The sequence below is a fragment of the Paenibacillus uliginis N3/975 genome, from assembly GCF_900177425.1.
GTDB lineage: Bacteria > Bacillota > Bacilli > Paenibacillales > Paenibacillaceae > Paenibacillus_AQ > Paenibacillus_AQ uliginis.
The window spans coordinates 3,293,828-3,313,664 of the sequence record NZ_LT840184.1; the positions used below are offsets into that span (position 1 = coordinate 3,293,828).

Genomic DNA, 19,837 nt, shown 5'->3' on the forward strand with positions numbered 1-19,837 from the left:
GTTCAGGAAGTGGTAAGTCGTACATATCAGCTTTGTTAGGTGAAAAATTCAATACTCCACATTACGATTTAGATGATATTTTTTGGGACGATGAAGCAGATGTTTATGGGGTAAAAGCTTCAGAGGTACAGCGGGATAAAAAACTTAGAGAAATTGTTAGTCATGACTCATGGATCATAGAAGGTGTCTATAGATCATGGGTAGAACCGAGCTTATCAACTGCGGATAAGATTATTGTTCTTATGCCTCCCTTGCCTGTCCAAGAAGAAAGAATATGGAAACGATATGAAGAACGTGTTTCAGGAACCGTCGTAAGTAAAAAATGAGAGACTCTCGAAGGTATCAAGAACCTATTAGAGTGGAACAAAAAATATAATCTTGAAAAGCTCCCTCATTTTGTTGAAAGCTGTGGTTATGGAGAAAAGATTATTATCGTAACTGATAATTTGGATATTATTGAAATTGTTTTGAAATTAAACTAACGGGCAGGATAGTTACAAATAAAGGAAATCACAATAGAGGGCAAATAAACCTCATCAAAAAAAGGATTTAAAGAAGTGGTCATATATAAAGAAGAAACCAGCGAGGATCGTTATGTATGAAGATTTGAGAGGGAAAGTAGTATTTATTACAGGTACCGGATCGGGAATAGGTAGATCGACAGCATTGTCTTTTGCTCGGCAATGCGCCAGTATTTTTGTTGTTGATCTATATGAAACAGAAGGTAAAAGGACTATAGAAGAGTGCGAGTCCTTAGGTGGAAAAGGTGCCTTTAGAAAGGCTGATGTAAGTATAGGGTCAGAAGTAGAAGAAGCAGTAAGTACTTGTCTCCGTACTTTTCAAAGAATTGATATTGGTGTTAATAACGCAGGCATATGCATTGGTGGATTAACGGCTAAGTGCAATGAAGAGGATTTTGATAATGTTATAAGTGTAAATTTGAAGGGAACTTGGTTATGTATGAAACATGAAATACAAGCAATGACTCTGCAAGGACGTGGAGTCATTATTAAATACTGCTTCAATTGCTGGACTAGAGAGAGGGCGCTGCTGGACAATTACCTGGAAAGCGGTCAGCAGGAGGCCTTCCGTCAGGTGGTCGCCGAAATATTCGATTGAAAAAATTATGCAACTACTTAACTTATGAATGAAAGAAGGTATAGAAAATGATACGAGAAATTGAAGAGCAATTCACTGAAGAGATCCTTACCGAAGCAATAAAGCGATATAACATTAATAATGATACTGTTCGTTCATTGGGCGGTTATGAAAGCTTTGTTTATGAATATCAGAAAAACAATGCATTTTTCATATTAAAAATCACACATACAATTAGAAAATCAAGAAATTATATACGGGGTGAAATTGAATTTCTAAATTTTTTGTCGAATAAAGGTCTGGCAGTTTCAAATGCTGTTCCATCGACCAGGGGTAATATGGTTGAAGAAATTGCTGCAGAAAATGGATCGTTCCTAGCCATTTCATATGAAAAGTCTCTTGGAAAAGAAGTGTCGGATGAAGATTGGAATGAATCGCTTTACGAAAAATGGGGCGAATTTCTTGGGAAAATCCATCATGCCACAAAGGGTTATGAATGGAGTAATCCGGCGTTTAAACGACAATCTTGGGAGCAAGAAGTTCAATTAAAGGCGGAGAAATACCTGAGACCTAATGATGTAATGATTTCAATTCTAAAAGAAAGATTAACAAAACTTACTTCTCTGCCCAAGTCCAAAGATATATACGGTTTGACTCATACTGATTTTCATCAAAGTAATTTTTATCTGCATAACGGAGACATTTATTTGTTCGATTTCGATGATTGCGGTTATACGTATTTTGTAAACGATATTGGGATTACATTGTACTATGCACTTTTTTATCCGTTTAAGGAATTTGAAAATAAAACGGAATATTATAGATTGTTTTCCGCCATTTTATAAAAGGATATCTAAAGGAAAATACAATCCAAGAAGAAGAAATAGTATATTTACAAGATTTTATTAAACTTCGTCATGCATTGCTGTATATTTATTTTCATCAAGCAAACGATGTGTCAAAATTGGATGAAGAATCGATGAACAGGTTAAAAGAGCTTCAACGAGTAGCCGCTTCTGATGACCCTATGCTGCCGATTGATTTTGTTCAAGAATTTAAAAGCATTTATAATAGTATTCATTAACCTGGGAGCATCGCATTTTACTAACGTAGGGGCTGACTCAACACAGCCGGCTCATAGGGGCCGGCTGTGTGTTTTTTAACTTATATTTTTTCCGATAAAAAATGGTGTTTTTTAGTGTGTGACAACACTAATGTCGAGGGACAAGAACATTCTCCCATTGAAAGTCGCTATTAAAGCGGCTTTTTTGCTTTAAGGGTACAAGTTCTTGTCCCAAGCCGAGGACAAGAACTTGTACCCATTGCCGTAAAGGACACGAACTTTGTTCCGATTACCGATTTGATGATGATCTAAACAGATGTACATCTTGTAGGCATTTGTACGATCATGCATGAGAATGGCCGAATAAAATATTGAGGGTACAAGAACATGATTAATTTTGCTGCATTTTAATTCAATGATGCTTCTCTGTTTGCTATCTGTTAGAAAGAGTTTAGGAGGGGATCATCAGCCGAACTTTTTTTCAGATCCCTTTACAGGAAGTAGATGAACTTACCATAAAATTTTTTAACGATAATCCAAATCCGATTACAAATGTTGTGATGTTAGTCGCATGTTGTGTAGGTACAAGCAGGTTAGGGGATTTACAGGAAGGTGACATTGTTTATGTTACAGACTTAACTCGGATCACTCGAAGTACGCAGGATTTATTTGAATTGATTGATATAATACGAAGTAAAAAGGCAAGCTTAAAATCAATCAAGGATTCATGGCTAGATTTATCAGAGGATAATCCATACAGCCAATTCTTAATTATAGTAATGGCTGGTGTTAACCAATTAGAGCGAGATCTTATCCGTATGCGTCAACGTGAAGGGATTGATCTGGCTAAGAAAGAAGGCAAGTTTAAAGGCGGTTAAAGAAATATCATAAAAATCACGCAGGAATGAATTATGCAGTAAAACTATATAAAGAAGGAGGTATGACTGTAAATCAAATTTGTGAAATTACAAATGTGTCTAGGGCTTCATTATATAGAAAGCTGTCGGAAGGGAAACAATAATCGTTCCTTATTCCATTAAAGGGCCATTTAATGGAATAAGAATCTCAAGCAAAAATATTTTTGATAACATTGGTATGAAGTTTGTGAAGCATTACATTTAAACAAGTTATCACTAATGTTATAATTTATCTATGTCAATACATTTAAAACTACTCATTAGTAGGATTATACGAATTAAGGATTGTTAAGAAATATATATTTAATGGAGAGAGTTACAATGAATAATGAATTATTGAATGATTTGATTTCATCTGTAAATAGTAAGAATCTTCATGTTCTGAATGTAATTGTTAGGCAAAATGGAAATATAATTGCAAAACATGATTTTGAAGAAGAAAGGCCTGCTCTTTTATATTCAGTAAGCAAAACATTTACATCAATGGCAGTCGGTATTGCCATTAGGGAGAGCTACTTTAAAATTAATGACCATGTTATAGATTTTTTCTCAGATATTCAATATGACCCAAATCATGAATACCTAAAAGAGATGACTATTCATGATTTGCTTTGCATGGGAACTGGACATGCAGAATGCCCAGTTATGAAGGCTGATTGGAGTAGTGGTCAGGAATGGGATATTTCACAATTATTCTTTGATGAACCGATTGTATTTAAACCAGGTACTCATTTTACATATAACAATGCCGCAACCTATATGCTTTCAAAAATCATAAGTATTACTACAGGAAGTAACTTGGATGAATACTTAGATAGAAGAATATTTAAACATTTAGACATACCAAAACCTAAATGGGAGACATGTTCAAAAGGAATTCCACAGGGATTCTCAGGTTTATATTTAACAGCAGAACAATTATCCAGATTCGGGCAATTAATTCTCGATAAAGGTGTCTGGAAAGGTAAGCAACTGATTCCTTCAAGTTACATTGAACAAGCAACATCTGTCCAAATAAAGACCAACGATTTTAATCCTTATTTTGCTACGGCAGACCATCATCAAGGATACGGCTATCAAATATGGATGAACTCTTGCTCTAATTCATATCGTATGGATGGTTTATATGGTCAATATGTTGTAATGTTGCCAGATAAAAATGCAGTTATAACATATATTTCAAATGAACCACAAAATATGACAGGTGTTCTTGAACTTACATGGGAGACATTAATCGATAAACTATAATCTTATCGAGGATTATGTGTTGTTATGTTAATACGCATTCTTCTTATTATATGTTTCTATTAGCTTGTTCAAGTAAACAAGCTAATAGAAACATATTGTTATGCCATTAAAGGGCGCTTTAACGGAATAACGAAAAGAACCTTCATAAGATATTGTACGAGAATAAGATGTGTTTTTTTAAGCACACTATATCGTAAAATGCAGCTTAAGATGGAGGCAACATGAAGACTAAGACAATAATGACATGTATGCTAATGGTGCTTTTAATGTGCTCTGTAAGTTACGCTGAACCGAATAAACTAAAGAATACGACAAGTGGATCATCTATTACAGATGGGTATGGTTACTCTCCCTTGAAGATAAAGGAACCAATTATCCCTAAAGTCCCAAAAGGTTGGAGCCTTGTTACCAAAACGTTTGAGAACTGTTTTGTTTTAGTATACCTAGATCAGAATGATGAAAAATTTATCGTATCGATAAGTGAGTATAGCCGCAGACCTATCACTCCATTAACCAATACAAAACATACGATCGTTCATAATACCACCTATTTTTATGACGAATGGCAAAGTAATCAACGTGGGTGGATGCTTAGATGGGTTAAGGGAGATATTTATTTTGAAATGAACAGTGCCACATTAAATGTTGATGAGATGATCAAAATAGCCGAAACGTTAACTCAACAAGTAAAAGAATAAAAGAAAAAACTGCACCCCTTGAAGAGGATGCAGTTTTTTCATCTTCTGTATACACTTTTAACTTCGAAGCCATTCCATTGTGTCACATCATATTTTATTTTCATTTAAAAAATAGCAGGGGATATAATGTGACACATGTCGGGGGACAAGAACATGGTCCCATAGAAAGTCGCTAATTTAGCGGCTTTTTTGTTTTATCGGTACAAGTTCTTGTCCCGAGTCAAGGACAAGAACATGAGCCGATTACCGATTAGATAAGTATCTAACTATTTTTCCATGCAATTTCACAATTAAATCCCATTAAATAACATAATAGTGTTATAATTATATTACTTCATCAATATAGTGGTATTGGATATCTAATTAAAATTTTTTACCTAGGGGGTAAATAATGAGCAAAGATTATGAAACTCCTGAAAGAACAAGAGAAAGACTAAGACAAGAAGAATTGAAAAATAATCCATTTGGTCATATGAAAGACGGAATTGATAGGGCTCAGTATGGTAGTTTAGTCGATTTAGTAGGTAGTTTAGGTTGGAAAGGCACTTTAGTATTAATCATTGTTATTATTGTTGGTCTTTTAGTTGCCCAATATTTTTAAGTAAGAGAAATTTTTAGTGAGTAAACCAATAAGTTTTAGCCCGCAGTAACTGTATACTGGGGAGACTAGAAGCTGGCTTTTTCGCCAGCTTTTTTGGTTTTCTATTAGCAGATAATGAACCCTTTAATTTTGGAACAATTCTTTTGTCGGGGGACAAGAACATAGTCCCATTGAGAGTCGCTATTTTAGCGGCTTTATGTTTTATCGGTACAAGTTCTTCTCCTGAGCCAAAGACAAGAACTTGTACCGATTGCCGTAAAGAACACGAACATAGTCCGATCACCGATTAGATAAGTATCTAACTATGTTTCCATGCAAATTCATTTAGCTAACGAGCAGGATATTTCCAATATGTGGTGTATATGATTTAATGACATTTTCAAAGCGGAGGTACTTATGAATCCTGCTTTTGACACCTATATTTAGTCACTGTCCGGCCGGGAAGTGACCGTCATCGGCGCTGGCGTCAGCAACACACCGCTGCTGATCCGCATGCTCTGCTCGGCCGGCGCGCGCGTCAACGTGCGTGACCGCAATTTAGCTCTGCCCCGGGAGGAGTGGGACGATTTAGGCGTAAGGTTGCGCCTTGGGGAGAATTATCTGGATCGCGTTGAGGGCGGCATGGTGTCGAGGAACTGATTAAATTAATCCATTAAACCAACGGGGCAGGAAAATTGAGAGTGGTAACGAATACATAATTCGGATTTCCAAAAATAGGTGGATTAACGTGATTCCAACTTTCGAGTAATGAATGAATCATAAAATTAAAAGGAGTAACTTTTACTATGGAGGATTTACAAAATTTTGTTTCAGATTACACGAAAGATAGGAAACATTTACATCTTGTTATCGGGGTTATTAGGGAGGGAGATATTGAATACTATTCATTTTGTAATACTAAAAAGAAAAGTATGATCCCTCCTGAAAATATGTTGTTTGAAATCGGCTCCATAACCAAACTTTTTACATCAATACTTTTATTAGAAATGGAACGTGAAAAACTGGTTTCCTCGAATGACTTTGTTGGTAGGTACGTGCATCATGTTGAAAACGAATATTTGAATAAGATTACCTTGAAAAATCTTGTTACTCATACCTCAGGATTACCGATATTGGCAACAAATCACATTTTGTCTAAAAACAGATTGAATCCTTATTCAAATTATACCGAGGATGATTTATCTGCTTTTTTATCTAATGCTGACTACACTGATAGCATTGGTTCGTTTGAATATTCCAATACCGGTATGGGCTTACTGGGAAACATTCTATGTAAAGTGTCAGGAAGTACGTATGACGATCTGTTAAAAAAATATATAACGAGCCAATTAAAGATGGGTGAGACAGCCGTTATCCTTGATTCAGAACAGAAAAGCAGATTATTGAATGGACACACTTCAACTGGGAAAAGAGTCCCTCATTGGGATCTTTCTGTACATGAAGGAGCAGGGGCGATTAAGTCATCTGTTAGAGATTTGAGTTTATTTATCCAAGCCAATCTATATGATGATAATCCGATAGCCTCTACACTACAAAAAAGTCATCTCCCTATATTGAACGGAGATTCGAACCGATATTTTGGCTGGCATAATGATAAACTTCTAGATAAATGTATCCTCTGGCATAACGGGGCCACATATGGTTTTAATAGTTATTTAGCGTTGAATAAGGAACTTGGAATAGGGATTGTATTACTGTCAAATTATTGTTATGCATCGATTTCCATTGTTGATCATTATTTTGATCAATTAATAAAATTGATTACTAAAAAAGAGCCTTCTCAAGGAGTTTTTGTAGACCCTATAGGTAAAAAAGTAATGGAAGCAATCATACAGAGATAAATGTCATTAAAGTAACGGGAAACTTATGTAGACTTTTCGGCACTTTCATTCCTGTTTGTGCCGACTTAGTCGGATTGGAGATTATTATGAAAAGAGTTGGAATTGTTACTTTTTATTATAAAAACTATAATTACGGTGGCCAACTTGGAGCTTATGCACTGCAAAAAGCTATAGCTAAGTTAGGATTTGATTGTGAGCAAATTACATTCAAGTGGCAAAACGAATTCTACTTACAAGCATGTGAAAGCGCTAAAAGTGCTGAACATTTTAGGACTTTTTCCGAAAGCATTCCCCACAGCGAACGTTTATATACAGTATCTGATATTGCAGAATGTGTTGATGATTACGATATTTTTGTTTGCGGTAGCGACCAAATTTGGGGTCTTTCGCATGTTCTTTCCGATGACAATTTACCCTGTATGGCACTTTCTTTTGTTCCAGCATCAAAAACGAAAATTGCATACGCAGCAAGCATGGGAGGAGCAGAAATAGGGCCCGATCGAAAAAATATCCTTGCTCCACACGTTAATTCCTTAGACTTTGTTTCTGTTCGTGAAAATAGTGCAATCCCTTTTGTGAAAACGATGACAAATAGAGACGTTACTCATGTATTGGATCCTGTAATGCTTTTAGATCAATCCGAATGGGATGATATATCTGCTACTCCGCCAGAAAAACCCTATATACTCACCTATGATTTACGAGATACAGGGGTTCAGGATTATGCTGAAGCACTTTCAAAAAAGTACGGATACGAGATTATATCTCTTGCAACTGCTGGATCAGCTACGTTTGGTCCGAAGGAATTTGTAGGGTACATAAAACACGCTAAGTATTTTATTACTAGTGCTTTTCATGGGGCTGTTTTTGCCATTTTATATAAGGTTCCATTTTTGGTTTTCCCGGTATCTAATAATCCACAAGACCCCAAATCAATGGATACAAGACTGATAGCTCTGCTGGATGCGTTTGACTTATCTTCTTGCTATGCTTATGATTCATCAAATATTTCAAATATTGATGATGTTACTTTTCATCATATAGACGAATCAAAAACAAGTGCATTTCGTCATAATTCACTTCAATTTCTTAAAGATGCTTTGGAATCTTAAAATAAACTAAAGCTTGTGTGCGCTAGGCGAGGGCATTTACAAATGCGGATGAGTGTTGTCAAACATGAAGGAAGGGTTAAGTTATGAAAGGAATATTTGACGAATTTTGACCTTGATATTCAAAAAGGTCAGCATTGATGTGACGAATACAGGACCCCGGCACGGTACAGAAACAGTACAGTGTTATCTGCGGGCGCATCATGCTAGTTTGGGTAGGCCCAACTGTGAAGTGCTATCAGCCAACAGTTAGTAAAACTTGAAATTGAGGGTTATATTTACAGAAAGCAACATTTAGAAGATAAGCATACATTTTCAGTTGAATTAGGCGAAAAAGGATTGCTTTACAAAGAAGAAATGAAAATATTTATGTATCGGATTTCCGAAAAATATTATGCGAGTTTATAACCCGAAGAATTAACAAACTTTTTATCCGCACTTCAAAAGCTAACAAAAGTAATTGATAAACTGTAGTGATTATAAAAATTAACTACCGTACGTTTATTACCTTTCAACAAATGGAGTATTTAAAGCTTTATATATTTGTGAAAATCCACACTTAAACTAACGGGCAGTTTAGCTTGGTAAAAGCTATGCAATGTGATAGGGGAATTGGTCTATCTGTAGAATAAATACTCAATTATTGTTTATTGAGGGGACCTAACCTTATGAAGCTTTTTGCGAAGGAAGTTAAGAAGATTGTGATCAACAATTATGAGTTTCTTTGCGTAATCGACCAAAGACCTGAAAAGGACTTCATTAGTTTTAAAATATACCCGTCCGAAACGAAAACATCGTATTTCTTAATAATATTTTCTTGGAAAATCAACTGGGTAACGAATCTTTATCAACCGATGGTTTGTGCGAAGTTAATTCATCTTGCCATAAGCACTGGTTGGAACTATGTATACTGAACACTCTGTATTTAAGGTCCAAAATGGAGACGACCTAATTGGTCAATTAGGTTTAGATCAGTTAGAACGATAACTTCAATCGATGAACTAACGGAACACGATAGCTTAAAAAATATCTATAATGAGGCTGCTGGCATAGTTCGGGAGCCTTGTTGCGCTAACGGGCATTGTAAGTTAATTATGCGTACAGAAGCAAAATTCACGAGATACTATCCTTCCTATAGTAAGTGATACAATACCTTAACATATTATTTGAGCAAAATATTAATCCCTTTACTTAAAAGATGATCGAGGCGTATAATTCGTTAAGACATCGGAGTGAGAAGAGGGAAATTGATTATGAACAACGGGTTGGTTAATGCTATTATCGCGTATATCATGTGGGGGGTTCTCCCACTTTATTGGAAGTTGTTTAACGATGTGCCGGCAGGAGAGATTCTGTCACATCGGGTTGTCTGGTCGTTTGTCTTCATGGGTATTCTCGTCACCGTCCAGCGTCGCTGGGGTGACATGAAGCGGATTGCGGCTAGCCGCTCGCTCCTGCTGTCGCTCACCGCTAGCGGACTGCTGATCGCTGCTAATTGGCTCATCTTCATCTGGGCGGTCAACAACGGCCATGTCGTCGAGACAAGTCTAGGTTATTATTTGAACCCATTGCTTAACGTTCTGCTTGCGGTTGTCTTCCTTCATGAGAAGCCAAACCGTGGCCAATGGCTCGCGATTGCCATCGCTGGTGCAGCGGTGCTCATCATCGCCATCGACTACGGACGGTTCCCATGGATCTCAATCTCACTGGCCGTGACGTTTGGCTTGTACGGCCTCGCGAAGAAGAAGATCGGACAAGACGCTTCTGTAGGCTTGCTATCGGAGACGGCTGTAGTCCTGCCCGTTGCGCTCGGCTACTGGATCTATTTGGCCACCGTGGGAAAGACGACCGCATGGACGCTACCTGTATCCACGTTCGTCGAACTGCTTCTTTCCGGCGTGCTAACAGCGCTACCGCTGCTTTTCTTTGCGCGAGCGGCCGCCCGGATGGAACTGTCCACGCTAGGTTTCGTACAATATATCGGGCCGACGATCATGTTGTTACTGAGCGTATTCGCGTTCAAGGAATCGGTCTCGCCGGTTCTTCTCATCGGCTTCGCGCTCATCTGGACAGCGCTTGTCGTATACGCTACGGCATCAGTTCGCGGCACGAAACTTGCGAAGGCACGCTGACGGAATACACGTCCACCCATCCGGTACCATCATAACAGCTATTTTCGTCCGCAGGGGAGGAGATGGCTGTTTTCTGTTTGGGATTAAGCTAATGGCAGGGTAGTGAAATGGTCATATGGAATTAATATACAAACATTCGACTTTAATATTGGCTAGACACTTACAGTGACATACTTATAGGAGGTAATTATTTGTTCGGAAATATAGACTTTTCACCAGGTGTGATTTTTTGTGATGTAACAAATGATGCTTCTTGTTTAAAGGATGAAGACATATTTCAAGTTCGTTATGAGAACTTGCCAATAGACTTGGTAATCGACTTGGGTTGGTATAGGACAAACTATGCCATCATGGTGATTAAGGATATGGATTGGACGGAACCATTGCTTGTTAAGAAGTGTACGGAAGTATCAGACCTTGAATATATAATGAATGAATGTGCCCTTTTTGTAAGAATGCTTTTAAGAAACTCGCTAAGCTAACGGGGAACGATAGTTATATATCTATAAGATGGCAGCCGATCAATACGATCGGTTGCTTTTTCTTTATGCTAACGGGCAGTTTAATTAAACAATTCAATTAGAGTATTAATGACTTTTTCGCGATTGATTTGATTTTATCAGATTTTATCGTATGAAACAGGTGGTAGACACATTAAAATGTCAGGATTTTATAAAGATGTGTCCGTATAAGATAAATACTAGACGTATGGAATGACCTATTATTACTTCGAATACCTGTGGAGATGTTAAGTGAAATACCAATAATTAATTATTAAGAGGTGTTTTATGAGAGATCATGATTCAGAGTCCTAATTGGAATGGCCGAACCTTGTAAAAACAAAAGTGGAGTAAAAGCCTGAAAGCAATTATTTCACGACGTATTATGACTAAGAAAGGCGTGATTATAGAAATGAAAAAAATCTATGTGGTAAACAAAACTCATTTTGACATTGGATTTACCGATTTAGCAGAAAATGTCTTGCACAAGTATTGCCATGATTACATTCAAAACGCAATCACTTTAGCTGAAGACTTAAGAAAAGAGGGCAAAGACTTTGTTTGGACAACAGGTAGCTTTATTATTGAATATTACTTCAAAAACATGGATGAAGAAGCTTGTAAAAAGCTAGACGACGCCATAAAGAAAGGTTACATTCGCTGGCACGCAATCCCGTGTACGTTTGAATCTGAAACTATGACACCTCAAACTTTACATTACATGACTTCAATCTCAAAGAAGTTAGATGCTCGTTATGGATATAAAACAACAAGCGCAAAGATGACTGACGTCCCAGGACATACTATCGGGATTGTTGATGAGTTATATCGTCAAGGAATTAAATTCCTACACATTGGTGTAAATGGTTCGAGCTCAATTCCAGAAGTTCCAGATACATTTCTATGGAAGAATGGCGAAAGTGAGATAATTGTCTCTTATTCAGACGACTATGGTGGCGTAATCGGAATTGATTGCATGGATAACAAGCTGGCTTTTATGCATACTCATGATAATAGTGGTCCAGGAACAAAAGAGAAAATTAACGTCTTTTTGTCAAAAATGGCGAATGAGTATCCAGACTATGAGCTTGAAATGACTTCAATGGATCAGTTTGCAAATGAAATTTGGGAAGTACGTGACCAACTGCCAGTTATTTCAGAGGAGATTGGGGACACATGGATTCACGGAATGATGTCTGATCCGAAAATCATTCGTGATTATCGGATTTTAACTAATTACATGTCTGATAACAAAATAGAAAATGATGATGCTAATTTCTATTCGATGTTAGTTCCAGAGCATACTTGGGGAATGGATATCAAACGCTATTTCAGTGACTATATGAATTATGAAAAGAAAGACTTCCAACGAGCGCGTAGTTTAGACCAAATTACCGATCTTGATTTAACCTACGCTTATGGAATTGTTAAAGATGCAACTGTTAGCGAAATGCAATTCACTTATAATGAGTGGACTGATCGTTCGTACAAATTTTATGAGTCTTCATGGAAAGAACAACGCAAGAACGTTGATCGTGCAATAGCTTGTTTGGAGCCTAAAGATCAAAATAACATTAAAAAACTTATCGAAGTTCCATATCATATCTTTGAAAACCAAGGTATTGAATGTGGTTTGGAAGAATTGATTTCGGTAAACGGATATCAAGTTATGTTTGCTAGCGATGGTTCAATTAACCACTTAGAAAAGGATGGAACACTTTACTTTGATCAGGACAATAAACTCGGGGTTCTGAGCTATACAATTGCTGGGCAAAATGACTATGATAACCTACGTTACAACTATTTGCGTGAATTACAACATAATTGGTGGGCAATTGACTTCTTAAAGCCAGGAATGGAAATTCAAAAACGCATTCAATTGAATGAAAATTTCACACCACATGTTGTGAAATTAGTTAAGGAAAATGATTCGATTATTGCAACTTTAAAGTATAGCCAAAGAGCTGTGGAGGAGTATGGTGCTCCAAGAGTTGTAAAGGTTAAATATCAATTTGAAGATAAAGTTGAAATTGCACTTTTATTAAAGGATAAAGATGCAATTCGTTATCCAGAAATTTATTCTTTTGACATTACACCACGTTTGAATTCGCCGTACTTAACTAAGATTCGTAAAATAGATACCGTTATTTCACCTTTTGAAGTGGTAGGTCACGGAAATAAGTTGCAACATATGATTGAAGAGTTAATTTACGATGGTAGCGATAAAAAAATCAATATAAAACCTATTGATGCCCCTCTTTTGGGAATCGGAACAAATAATAATCTAAGTTATAACAACAAATACCATCAAGACAACAATAAATTTACGTTTACACTATTGAATACAACATGGGGAACTAATTTCACGATGTGGTATGAAGAAGATATTTTCGCTCGTTTTGAATTAGTGTTGGGATAAAAAATTTCCTGCGAACATAATTCACTCTGTTCACAGAATAAACGATTAACGGGACACGATAGTTGATTAAGATAAGAAGGCAGCCGATCAATACGATCGGTTGCTTTTTCTTTAAGCTAACGGGCAGCATAGTTCAATTGTAATTGTTTTCTCAATCCTGTTTATACATTGAAACTGTTAAATTGTATTTATATTGAACGAATAGGGGGATAAGAGATGAGCAAAGGGAAAATCTTATTTTTGAACGGAGTAACCCCATATACTGTCAAGTCAAATCCACTTGAAATAAAAGAATTGTTTCAGATGATGATTAAATCGGATAATATTGAAGTAGCGACCAAAGGAGCAGAATTAATAACTACATGCTACATCTTTTATCAAAAATTTGAAGATCTCTTACAGTGTTCCTTAGATGGTTCAATCCATCTAAAAAAGGGAGTTGCCTCTATCAGTGGTGGCTTCTTTGTGTAAAATTTGAATTTGAGGAGGAAACGATGAAAAACGATAAGCATAAATCTTTATCAGTATTTCTTGTTGTTGGATTTATTATTGGGGCTTGTATAGGCATGATAGTAAGTAGTTTCTTAGACCTTAACATAAGTTTCAGTATTGCACTGGGGGCAGGTTTTGGAATGTTATTAGGCATTGTGATTGGTTCTGTAATAGATTATGAACGACAGAAAAAAGAAAAGTAATTCCAGTTTGTCTACAATTTAATATTCACTATCACAAGCAGTTAGTTTCTATATGATTGACTGCTTTTTTGTTAACCAGAAAGGAGGAATTGACTATGACATGGAAAGCAATAACCTGGACATATGTACAAAATATTATGTAATAAACATATACACATTCAAGGGAGTGGCTTGAATTAATCGAAGAAGCACCTGACACATTTAGTTTAAGAGGAGATACCGTTTGGAAAGAAGAAGAGAATGAAGAAGGCTACTGGGAGCAGACGAGAAGTAGTATGCAGCGAGAAAAAATGCAAAGTGAATTAGAAAATTTGATTAGCTTAGCTGTCAAAGCTTCAAACAATAATCAATCTATTATTCATTTCGGAATCTAAGTACAACCGACGTTGCATTAAGCTAACGGGGAACGATAGTTCAACAAATCATGGAGCAGTTTGTGTCGTAGGACAAGAACATGCATGCATATGAAGTCGCGAAAATCGCGTCTTTTTTATTTTAACGATGTAAGTTCTTGTCCCGAGCTGAGGACAAGAACTTACATCGTTAGCCGAAAAGGACAAGAACATGTATTCATACCTGATTAGTGATTTCTAATGTTAATCGATCTCGCCAGCCCATTAAGCTAACGGGCAGGTTAACGTAAGAAACATAATTCTCATACTTCAATTCCAAGTTATGGTAATATAGAGTTGGAGTTATGAAAAATATGTTTTATCGTTAAGAATGGATGAATGTAAATAGTACATATGGAGGTAATTAAGTTTGAAGACTCACTACTATTTCAGTTGGTTTAATGATATTTTTCCAGAGAAGCTGGTCAAATTGTTGCATGAGGATATAACAGACAGAAAATCGCTTGTTATGATTAGCGCTCAACCGTCTGGTTATAAAGATGAGCAAGTTAACAGTGATGATGTTTTTTGTCGGGTGACAAAAACATAGTAACAATAGAAGCCGCTGATTAAGCGGCTTTTTATATTTATGTTATCAAGTTCTTGTCAAAACAAAATGACAAGAACTTGATAACATTCCCGACAGATGACAAGAACATGGTTACATTCCCGATATGTTTCATCGAGGGCGTCTAATAAAGATGATTAGACGCCCTTTCATTAAACTAACGGGCAGGTTAATGCAACTATTCAACCACTAAAAGCGTTATACCCAAAGGACTTAGCTTGGCAAGAACGCATATCTAATTTCGTGTAGGAAGAATAAATAATACATCGATATGGAGGAATAGCTATGGATACAAAGGAAGAAAATTTCTCGAATGATAACAGCATGGGATCAATCAAAAGTTTAACAGAAAATGAAGCGAAGACTGAACCTTATATATGCGATTTTGAAAGATAACGAGATCCCGAGTGAAAAATTGATTTCACATGTATTATCCATTTACGAGAAACAAATACCGAGAGTGGTTAAAGCAAGACAGAATAATAATTAATCATTTAGTAGATGAGTGAGTGCTTCGGTATCCTACGCTTTTTACTATGCTAACGGGCAGGATAACGCAAAGCAGGAGGCCATCGAAACTTAGCAGTCGATCTGTAAGGGTAGTTGAAATAGTTTAGAATTGTGTGGAGGCTAGACAGACGTAATAAATAGAAAAAAGGGAAACAAAGTTACCCTTAGCAAAGGGAGGCAGGAGAACGTGTCGAACATGGACAAAGAGAAACAGGCTCTGGAGAAAGCGAAAACGGTATATGAAACAGGCGAGATCATAACGTCGAAAGTGTACAAGATCTGCTCGGAACAGAAAGAGGGACTCGATCGTCTGTCAGCTGAGAGGCTCGAAAAGTTACGCGAGGAGGCAATGCCGAAGATTCACGTGCGGTATGAGCAGATGGTCAAGCTCCGGCAGCAACAGCCGAAGGCCGACGACGGTGGCAAGCCTCCGGGAAATTCCGCTAACGGAACACAATAGCACCATGACAACAGGCTGCTGATCAAAATCCAATAGTGCAAAGCTCTAATCTAAGGAGGAGTTATGAAATTATTCTCTAGAATTTTGTTTTTAATATCCTTGATTATTTTAGTTAATTATTCTTTTGACTTTTTAAAAAGTAATAATCGATCACTTCTAATTAGCTTTATTATAGGATTTATAGCTACATATATTTCAACATTTTTTGTTAAAAATGATAAACTTAACACTTATATTAGATGGACATCGGCTGTAATTGTAATCAGCATCTTCGCGTATATATTGATATTTGGAGTTATATGGTCATTCTCAAAAAGGCCATAATATGAGATTTGTGAGGACTTTAAATCAGTATACCGAGCAATGGATGAGCAAGCTGGTAAAGAAGCTCTAGAAACCTTCTGTGATAAGAGGAAATCTACTTATCCTAAGGTGGTTAAATCATTAAGAGAATGTGTAATGTCAGAAGAAAATATTGTTTTAGACGATCGAGGTCATTAAGCTAACGGGCAGGATAGTGTAATAGCTACAAAGAAATAAACTGAGTTGATTTACAGAAGGAAGGCGACATTCAAATAAGGGCCAGGATGTGCATATAGCATGTCGCATAGACAAGCCGCTAAAAAACCATATTTTTAAGATTGTGGAGGGTATGCAAATGATCCGTTATCCTTATTTGCAAGAATGTACCACTATTGGTGTCACAGCACCTTCATCAGGTGTAGAGGAGTCCTTACATCATACAGTCAAGCAAGCGATCAGCCGCTTAGAAGCCAAAGGATACAAAGTGCATTGCTGCGAGACGGTATGGACTCAAAAGAAGGCAAAATCTGCACCTGCTGCTAAAAGAGTGGAAGAGCTAAACGCCCTACTGGAGGATGAAAAAGTCGGACTGATCTTCCCTCCATGGGGTGGAGAGCTTTTGATAGAGATAATAGATAGAATCGAGTATGCCCGAATACAGCCAAAATGGATTATGGGCTACTCAGATATAAGTGTTTTGTTGCTGGCTGTTACATTAAATTCCGGCATCGCCACAGCGCACGGCGTTAACTTGGTGGATGTAAGAGGGGAGTATTCTGATGAGACGACTGCCATGTAGGAAGCCGTGCTGACTACACGAACAGGTGGATCCGTTCAACAGCTGTCATCTAAGTTGTATCAAAAGAGTTGGGATCACGATCACCCTAAGCCATATGTGTTTCATCTAACGGAACCGACAAAATGGCTGTCAACATTAAAAACGAATGTTCGAATGCAAGGGCGGCTGCTCGGTGGATGTATCGACGTCATTCGGCATCTGATTGGGACACAATATGGCGATGTACGGAAATTCCAGCGTGATATCATCCACAGCGAGCCGATTATATGGTTTCTTGAAAATTGCGAGCTGAGTGTAACCGACCTTCGACGTTCGCTTATTCAAATGAAACTGGCAGGTTGGTTTGAGCATTGCAGTGGCATTCTATTCGGTCGGAGCGATGCGAACAAGCGGATCGATGGCTACGAAGCTTTGGATGTGTACCGAGAGCTTGCGGAGGAGATCGAAGTACCAATAGTTTACGATATTGATTGTGGACATGTTCCTCCGCAGATGACGTTCGTTAATGGTGCAGAGGCAATAGTAGAAGTTAATAACGGTAAGGCTAATATGATACAGTTCTTCAGGCCATAAAAGTTGCTAAACTAAAGGGATATATCAAACATCATGGAGCAGTGTACCGGGTGGTAGCTGATCCATTTTTCATTAAGCTAACGGGCAGGATTGTGCAACTTTCAGTTATTTATTACGTTTACATTAATGAAATATCCAATATGTGCTATTTATAACCAAGTATAACTAAATTGGGGGTCTCAAGCTTGAACAAAAAGAAAATTATGGTCACTTTTGGTACAAGACCAGAAGCAACGAAAATGTGTCCTGTAGTTCAGGAGCTAAAAAGGTATCCGGAATGGTTTGAAACAAAAGTAGTCGTGACAGGGCAGCATCGAGAGCAGCTACATCAATCTCTAACGTATTTTGACATCCAACCGGATGTGGATTTAGCTCTGATGAAAGATAACCAAACATTAGCATCTTTCACTTCATCTGCAATATCCGGTCTTGATCAGATTGTAGCAGAGGATAGGCCAGACTTAATATTAATACATGGGGATACTCAAACAGCATTATGTGGAGGGTTGGTAGCTTTTTTTAATAAGATACCGGTTGGACATGTTGAAGCTGGATTGCGATCTCATAATAAATATTCACCATGGCCTGAAGAGGCAAATCGACAGATCGTTGATGTCGTTACCGATTTATTTTTTGTACCTACATTAATAGGTAAAGATAATTTGTTGCGGGAAGGGTATTGTAGTGACCGAGCACTTCTGTCCGGTGTTTATTGATCTGGATCCATCACAGTTCTTAAGTCAAGACGGGCTACTGTATGCGATCGTCGATGTCGCGTTGCGATAGGCCCACGCGAATTTGATTTTGTCGGACTAGAGAGAGTTGTAAACTAATGTCGGGTGACAAAAACATAGTAACATTAGAAGCCGCTGATTATGCGGCTTTTTATATTTATGTTATCAAGTTCTTGTCAAAACACAATGACAAGAACTTGATAACATTCCCGATTGATGACAAGAACATTGTTACATTACCGATATAATGTCATCAGCAGCAGGCAAGTTTAAAGATGCGATTGTTGTTAAGTTAACGGGCAGGGCAGGATGCTTTTGAATGATACTAATTATTCTAAAATTATTCTGTGATAAAGTAACGAAAATATTGCAATTGGGTCTATTGGTGAAGATGTATATCAAGAACAGATCGAAGCGAAAATAATAAACGTGTCACATTATATGTGAAAGCCTCAGCGAATAATTTTCTTATTTTTGTTAATTATAAAGGTAAATCTTTAAAGAGGTGATAAAGTGAATATAAAAACAACAAAAACACTCTTATTTCTATCGGCATTATTAGTTTCTATGAATGTGAGCGGTATTTGTTTAGCTACTCCAGAAGATCAGAATGAAAATTCAGTAAAGGACTTACGCACCTACACGTTACAAATACTATATGAAGAAATCAATGACTCCATATCAGAAAAATATGGAGTAGATTGGGCATTCTCCCCAATAAAAGTTTGCGAAATAAATGGCACAAATCTTACAGTTGAAGGGGATCTCTTAAAAGACCATAGAACCAAAAAACTTAGAATTAATTTAAGTAAGGACACATCAAATTATAAAGTTATAAAGGTTTCGGAAATTAAGTGATAAGAAGAGGGCATATAATGTGACACATTATAGAATAACATGTCGAGGGACAAGAACATGGAAGCAAACTATTGATATCAAAGATCCTTCTATGGAGTATTGGTTGAAGGGAGCAGGCAGGAGTAACTCAGAACGCTTTATATTTGATCCAATAACAGTAGGTTTAAATTTGTTTAACTCAAAACCAACCATCACTTTCATGAAGAATGAAATTCGAAAAATGAAATCGTATATTCCATCGATGGTTGCGATGAAAGTATTTGATAACCCAACACAGGAAAACAGAATACTTCGTGACTACGTCAATAACTATGTAAAC

The 19,837-nt window shown here is 37.0% G+C and carries 18 protein-coding genes and 4 pseudogenes; all 22 read left to right on the plus strand.

The window, feature by feature from the left end:
* The first annotated feature begins 32 nt into the window (after window positions 1-32).
* The 22 genes and pseudogenes from B9N86_RS15485 (at window position 33) to B9N86_RS15590 (ending at window position 19,518) form a co-directional block, all read left to right on the plus strand.
* Window positions 33-326: a P-loop NTPase family protein gene (locus B9N86_RS15485; protein ID WP_208914081.1), complete on the plus strand. Its 294-nt coding sequence runs from the start codon at window positions 33-35 to the stop codon at window positions 324-326.
* A 268-nt stretch (window positions 327-594) separates the two neighbouring features.
* Window positions 595-1,119: an SDR family NAD(P)-dependent oxidoreductase gene (locus tag B9N86_RS15490; RefSeq protein ID WP_208914082.1), complete on the plus strand. Its 525-nt coding sequence runs from the start codon at window positions 595-597 to the stop codon at window positions 1,117-1,119.
* 47 nt (window positions 1,120-1,166) lie between these two features.
* Window positions 1,167-1,943 (plus strand): phosphotransferase enzyme family protein, encoded by a 777-nt coding sequence (locus tag B9N86_RS15495; RefSeq protein WP_244562713.1) that lies wholly within the window; start codon window positions 1,167-1,169, stop codon window positions 1,941-1,943.
* 110 nt (window positions 1,944-2,053) lie between these two features.
* The gene (locus B9N86_RS30665) at window positions 2,054-2,182 is read left to right on the plus strand and encodes a hypothetical protein (protein ID WP_280174936.1); all 129 of its coding nucleotides are present in this window, start codon (window positions 2,054-2,056) and stop codon (window positions 2,180-2,182) included.
* A gap of 572 nt (window positions 2,183-2,754) precedes the next feature.
* Window positions 2,755-3,182: pseudogene (locus B9N86_RS15500) on the plus strand (recombinase family protein); the annotation flags it as partial.
* 217 nt (window positions 3,183-3,399) lie between these two features.
* Window positions 3,400-4,326: a serine hydrolase domain-containing protein gene (locus B9N86_RS15510; RefSeq protein ID WP_208914085.1), complete on the plus strand. Its 927-nt coding sequence runs from the start codon at window positions 3,400-3,402 to the stop codon at window positions 4,324-4,326.
* Window positions 4,327-4,547: 221 nt separating this feature from the next.
* Window positions 4,548-5,024, plus strand: a complete 477-nt coding sequence (locus tag B9N86_RS15515) for a DUF4367 domain-containing protein (protein WP_208914086.1) — start codon at window positions 4,548-4,550, stop codon at window positions 5,022-5,024.
* A 391-nt stretch (window positions 5,025-5,415) separates the two neighbouring features.
* Window positions 5,416-5,625, plus strand: a complete 210-nt coding sequence (locus tag B9N86_RS15520) for a DUF6366 family protein (protein ID WP_208914087.1) — start codon at window positions 5,416-5,418, stop codon at window positions 5,623-5,625.
* A gap of 785 nt (window positions 5,626-6,410) precedes the next feature.
* On the plus strand, window positions 6,411-7,466 hold the full coding sequence (locus B9N86_RS15525; RefSeq protein ID WP_208914088.1) for a serine hydrolase domain-containing protein: 1,056 nt from the start codon (window positions 6,411-6,413) through the stop codon (window positions 7,464-7,466).
* Window positions 7,467-7,552: 86 nt separating this feature from the next.
* Window positions 7,553-8,578 (plus strand): polysaccharide pyruvyl transferase family protein, encoded by a 1,026-nt coding sequence (locus tag B9N86_RS15530; protein WP_208914089.1) that lies wholly within the window; start codon window positions 7,553-7,555, stop codon window positions 8,576-8,578.
* A 228-nt stretch (window positions 8,579-8,806) separates the two neighbouring features.
* A pseudogene (locus B9N86_RS30370) lies at window positions 8,807-9,049 on the plus strand (MarR family transcriptional regulator); the annotation flags it as partial.
* A gap of 779 nt (window positions 9,050-9,828) precedes the next feature.
* Entirely contained in the window at window positions 9,829-10,707 is an 879-nt protein-coding gene (gene rarD, locus B9N86_RS15535) for an EamA family transporter RarD (RefSeq protein WP_208914090.1), read from the plus strand.
* Window positions 10,708-10,898: 191 nt separating this feature from the next.
* On the plus strand, window positions 10,899-11,189 hold the full coding sequence (locus tag B9N86_RS15540; RefSeq protein WP_208914091.1) for a hypothetical protein: 291 nt from the start codon (window positions 10,899-10,901) through the stop codon (window positions 11,187-11,189).
* Between the two features lie 403 nt (window positions 11,190-11,592).
* Window positions 11,593-13,626 carry a DUF5054 domain-containing protein gene (locus B9N86_RS15545; protein ID WP_208914092.1) on the plus strand — a complete coding sequence of 678 codons (2,034 nt, stop codon included), beginning with the start codon at window positions 11,593-11,595 and terminating at the stop codon, window positions 13,624-13,626.
* 216 nt (window positions 13,627-13,842) lie between these two features.
* Window positions 13,843-14,097 (plus strand): hypothetical protein, encoded by a 255-nt coding sequence (locus B9N86_RS15550; protein ID WP_208914093.1) that lies wholly within the window; start codon window positions 13,843-13,845, stop codon window positions 14,095-14,097.
* A gap of 23 nt (window positions 14,098-14,120) precedes the next feature.
* Entirely contained in the window at window positions 14,121-14,321 is a 201-nt protein-coding gene (locus B9N86_RS15555; protein WP_208914094.1) for a hypothetical protein, read from the plus strand.
* Between the two features lie 762 nt (window positions 14,322-15,083).
* Window positions 15,084-15,263 carry a hypothetical protein gene (locus tag B9N86_RS15560; protein ID WP_425298547.1) on the plus strand — a complete coding sequence of 60 codons (180 nt, stop codon included), beginning with the start codon at window positions 15,084-15,086 and terminating at the stop codon, window positions 15,261-15,263.
* 724 nt (window positions 15,264-15,987) lie between these two features.
* Entirely contained in the window at window positions 15,988-16,251 is a 264-nt protein-coding gene (locus tag B9N86_RS15570; protein WP_208914095.1) for a hypothetical protein, read from the plus strand.
* 327 nt (window positions 16,252-16,578) lie between these two features.
* Window positions 16,579-16,698 (plus strand): annotated as a pseudogene (locus B9N86_RS30375) (IS256 family transposase); the annotation flags it as partial.
* A gap of 211 nt (window positions 16,699-16,909) precedes the next feature.
* Window positions 16,910-17,926 (plus strand): annotated as a pseudogene (locus B9N86_RS15580) (S66 family peptidase).
* A gap of 185 nt (window positions 17,927-18,111) precedes the next feature.
* On the plus strand, window positions 18,112-18,642 hold the full coding sequence (gene wecB, locus B9N86_RS15585; RefSeq protein ID WP_208914097.1) for a non-hydrolyzing UDP-N-acetylglucosamine 2-epimerase: 531 nt from the start codon (window positions 18,112-18,114) through the stop codon (window positions 18,640-18,642).
* A 531-nt stretch (window positions 18,643-19,173) separates the two neighbouring features.
* Window positions 19,174-19,518 (plus strand): hypothetical protein, encoded by a 345-nt coding sequence (locus B9N86_RS15590; protein WP_208914098.1) that lies wholly within the window; start codon window positions 19,174-19,176, stop codon window positions 19,516-19,518.
* Window positions 19,519-19,837 lie beyond the last annotated feature (319 nt).

What these genes read in the sequence shown, in the direction of transcription:
- B9N86_RS15490 (WP_208914082.1), top strand. Translation starts at nt 595, where the DNA reads ATGTATGAAGATTTGAGAGGGAAAGTAGTATTTATTACAGGTACCGGA.
- B9N86_RS15495 (WP_244562713.1), top strand. Translation starts at nt 1,167, where the DNA reads ATGATACGAGAAATTGAAGAGCAATTCACTGAAGAGATCCTTACCGAA.
- B9N86_RS15510 (WP_208914085.1), top strand. Translation starts at nt 3,400, where the DNA reads ATGAATAATGAATTATTGAATGATTTGATTTCATCTGTAAATAGTAAG.
- B9N86_RS15515 (WP_208914086.1), top strand. Translation starts at nt 4,548, where the DNA reads ATGAAGACTAAGACAATAATGACATGTATGCTAATGGTGCTTTTAATG.
- B9N86_RS15520 (WP_208914087.1), top strand. Translation starts at nt 5,416, where the DNA reads ATGAGCAAAGATTATGAAACTCCTGAAAGAACAAGAGAAAGACTAAGA.
- B9N86_RS15525 (WP_208914088.1), top strand. Translation starts at nt 6,411, where the DNA reads ATGGAGGATTTACAAAATTTTGTTTCAGATTACACGAAAGATAGGAAA.
- B9N86_RS15530 (WP_208914089.1), top strand. Translation starts at nt 7,553, where the DNA reads ATGAAAAGAGTTGGAATTGTTACTTTTTATTATAAAAACTATAATTAC.
- rarD (WP_208914090.1), top strand. Translation starts at nt 9,829, where the DNA reads ATGAACAACGGGTTGGTTAATGCTATTATCGCGTATATCATGTGGGGG.
- B9N86_RS15545 (WP_208914092.1), top strand. Translation starts at nt 11,593, where the DNA reads ATGACTAAGAAAGGCGTGATTATAGAAATGAAAAAAATCTATGTGGTA.
- B9N86_RS15550 (WP_208914093.1), top strand. Translation starts at nt 13,843, where the DNA reads ATGAGCAAAGGGAAAATCTTATTTTTGAACGGAGTAACCCCATATACT.
- B9N86_RS15555 (WP_208914094.1), top strand. Translation starts at nt 14,121, where the DNA reads ATGAAAAACGATAAGCATAAATCTTTATCAGTATTTCTTGTTGTTGGA.
- B9N86_RS15570 (WP_208914095.1), top strand. Translation starts at nt 15,988, where the DNA reads ATGGACAAAGAGAAACAGGCTCTGGAGAAAGCGAAAACGGTATATGAA.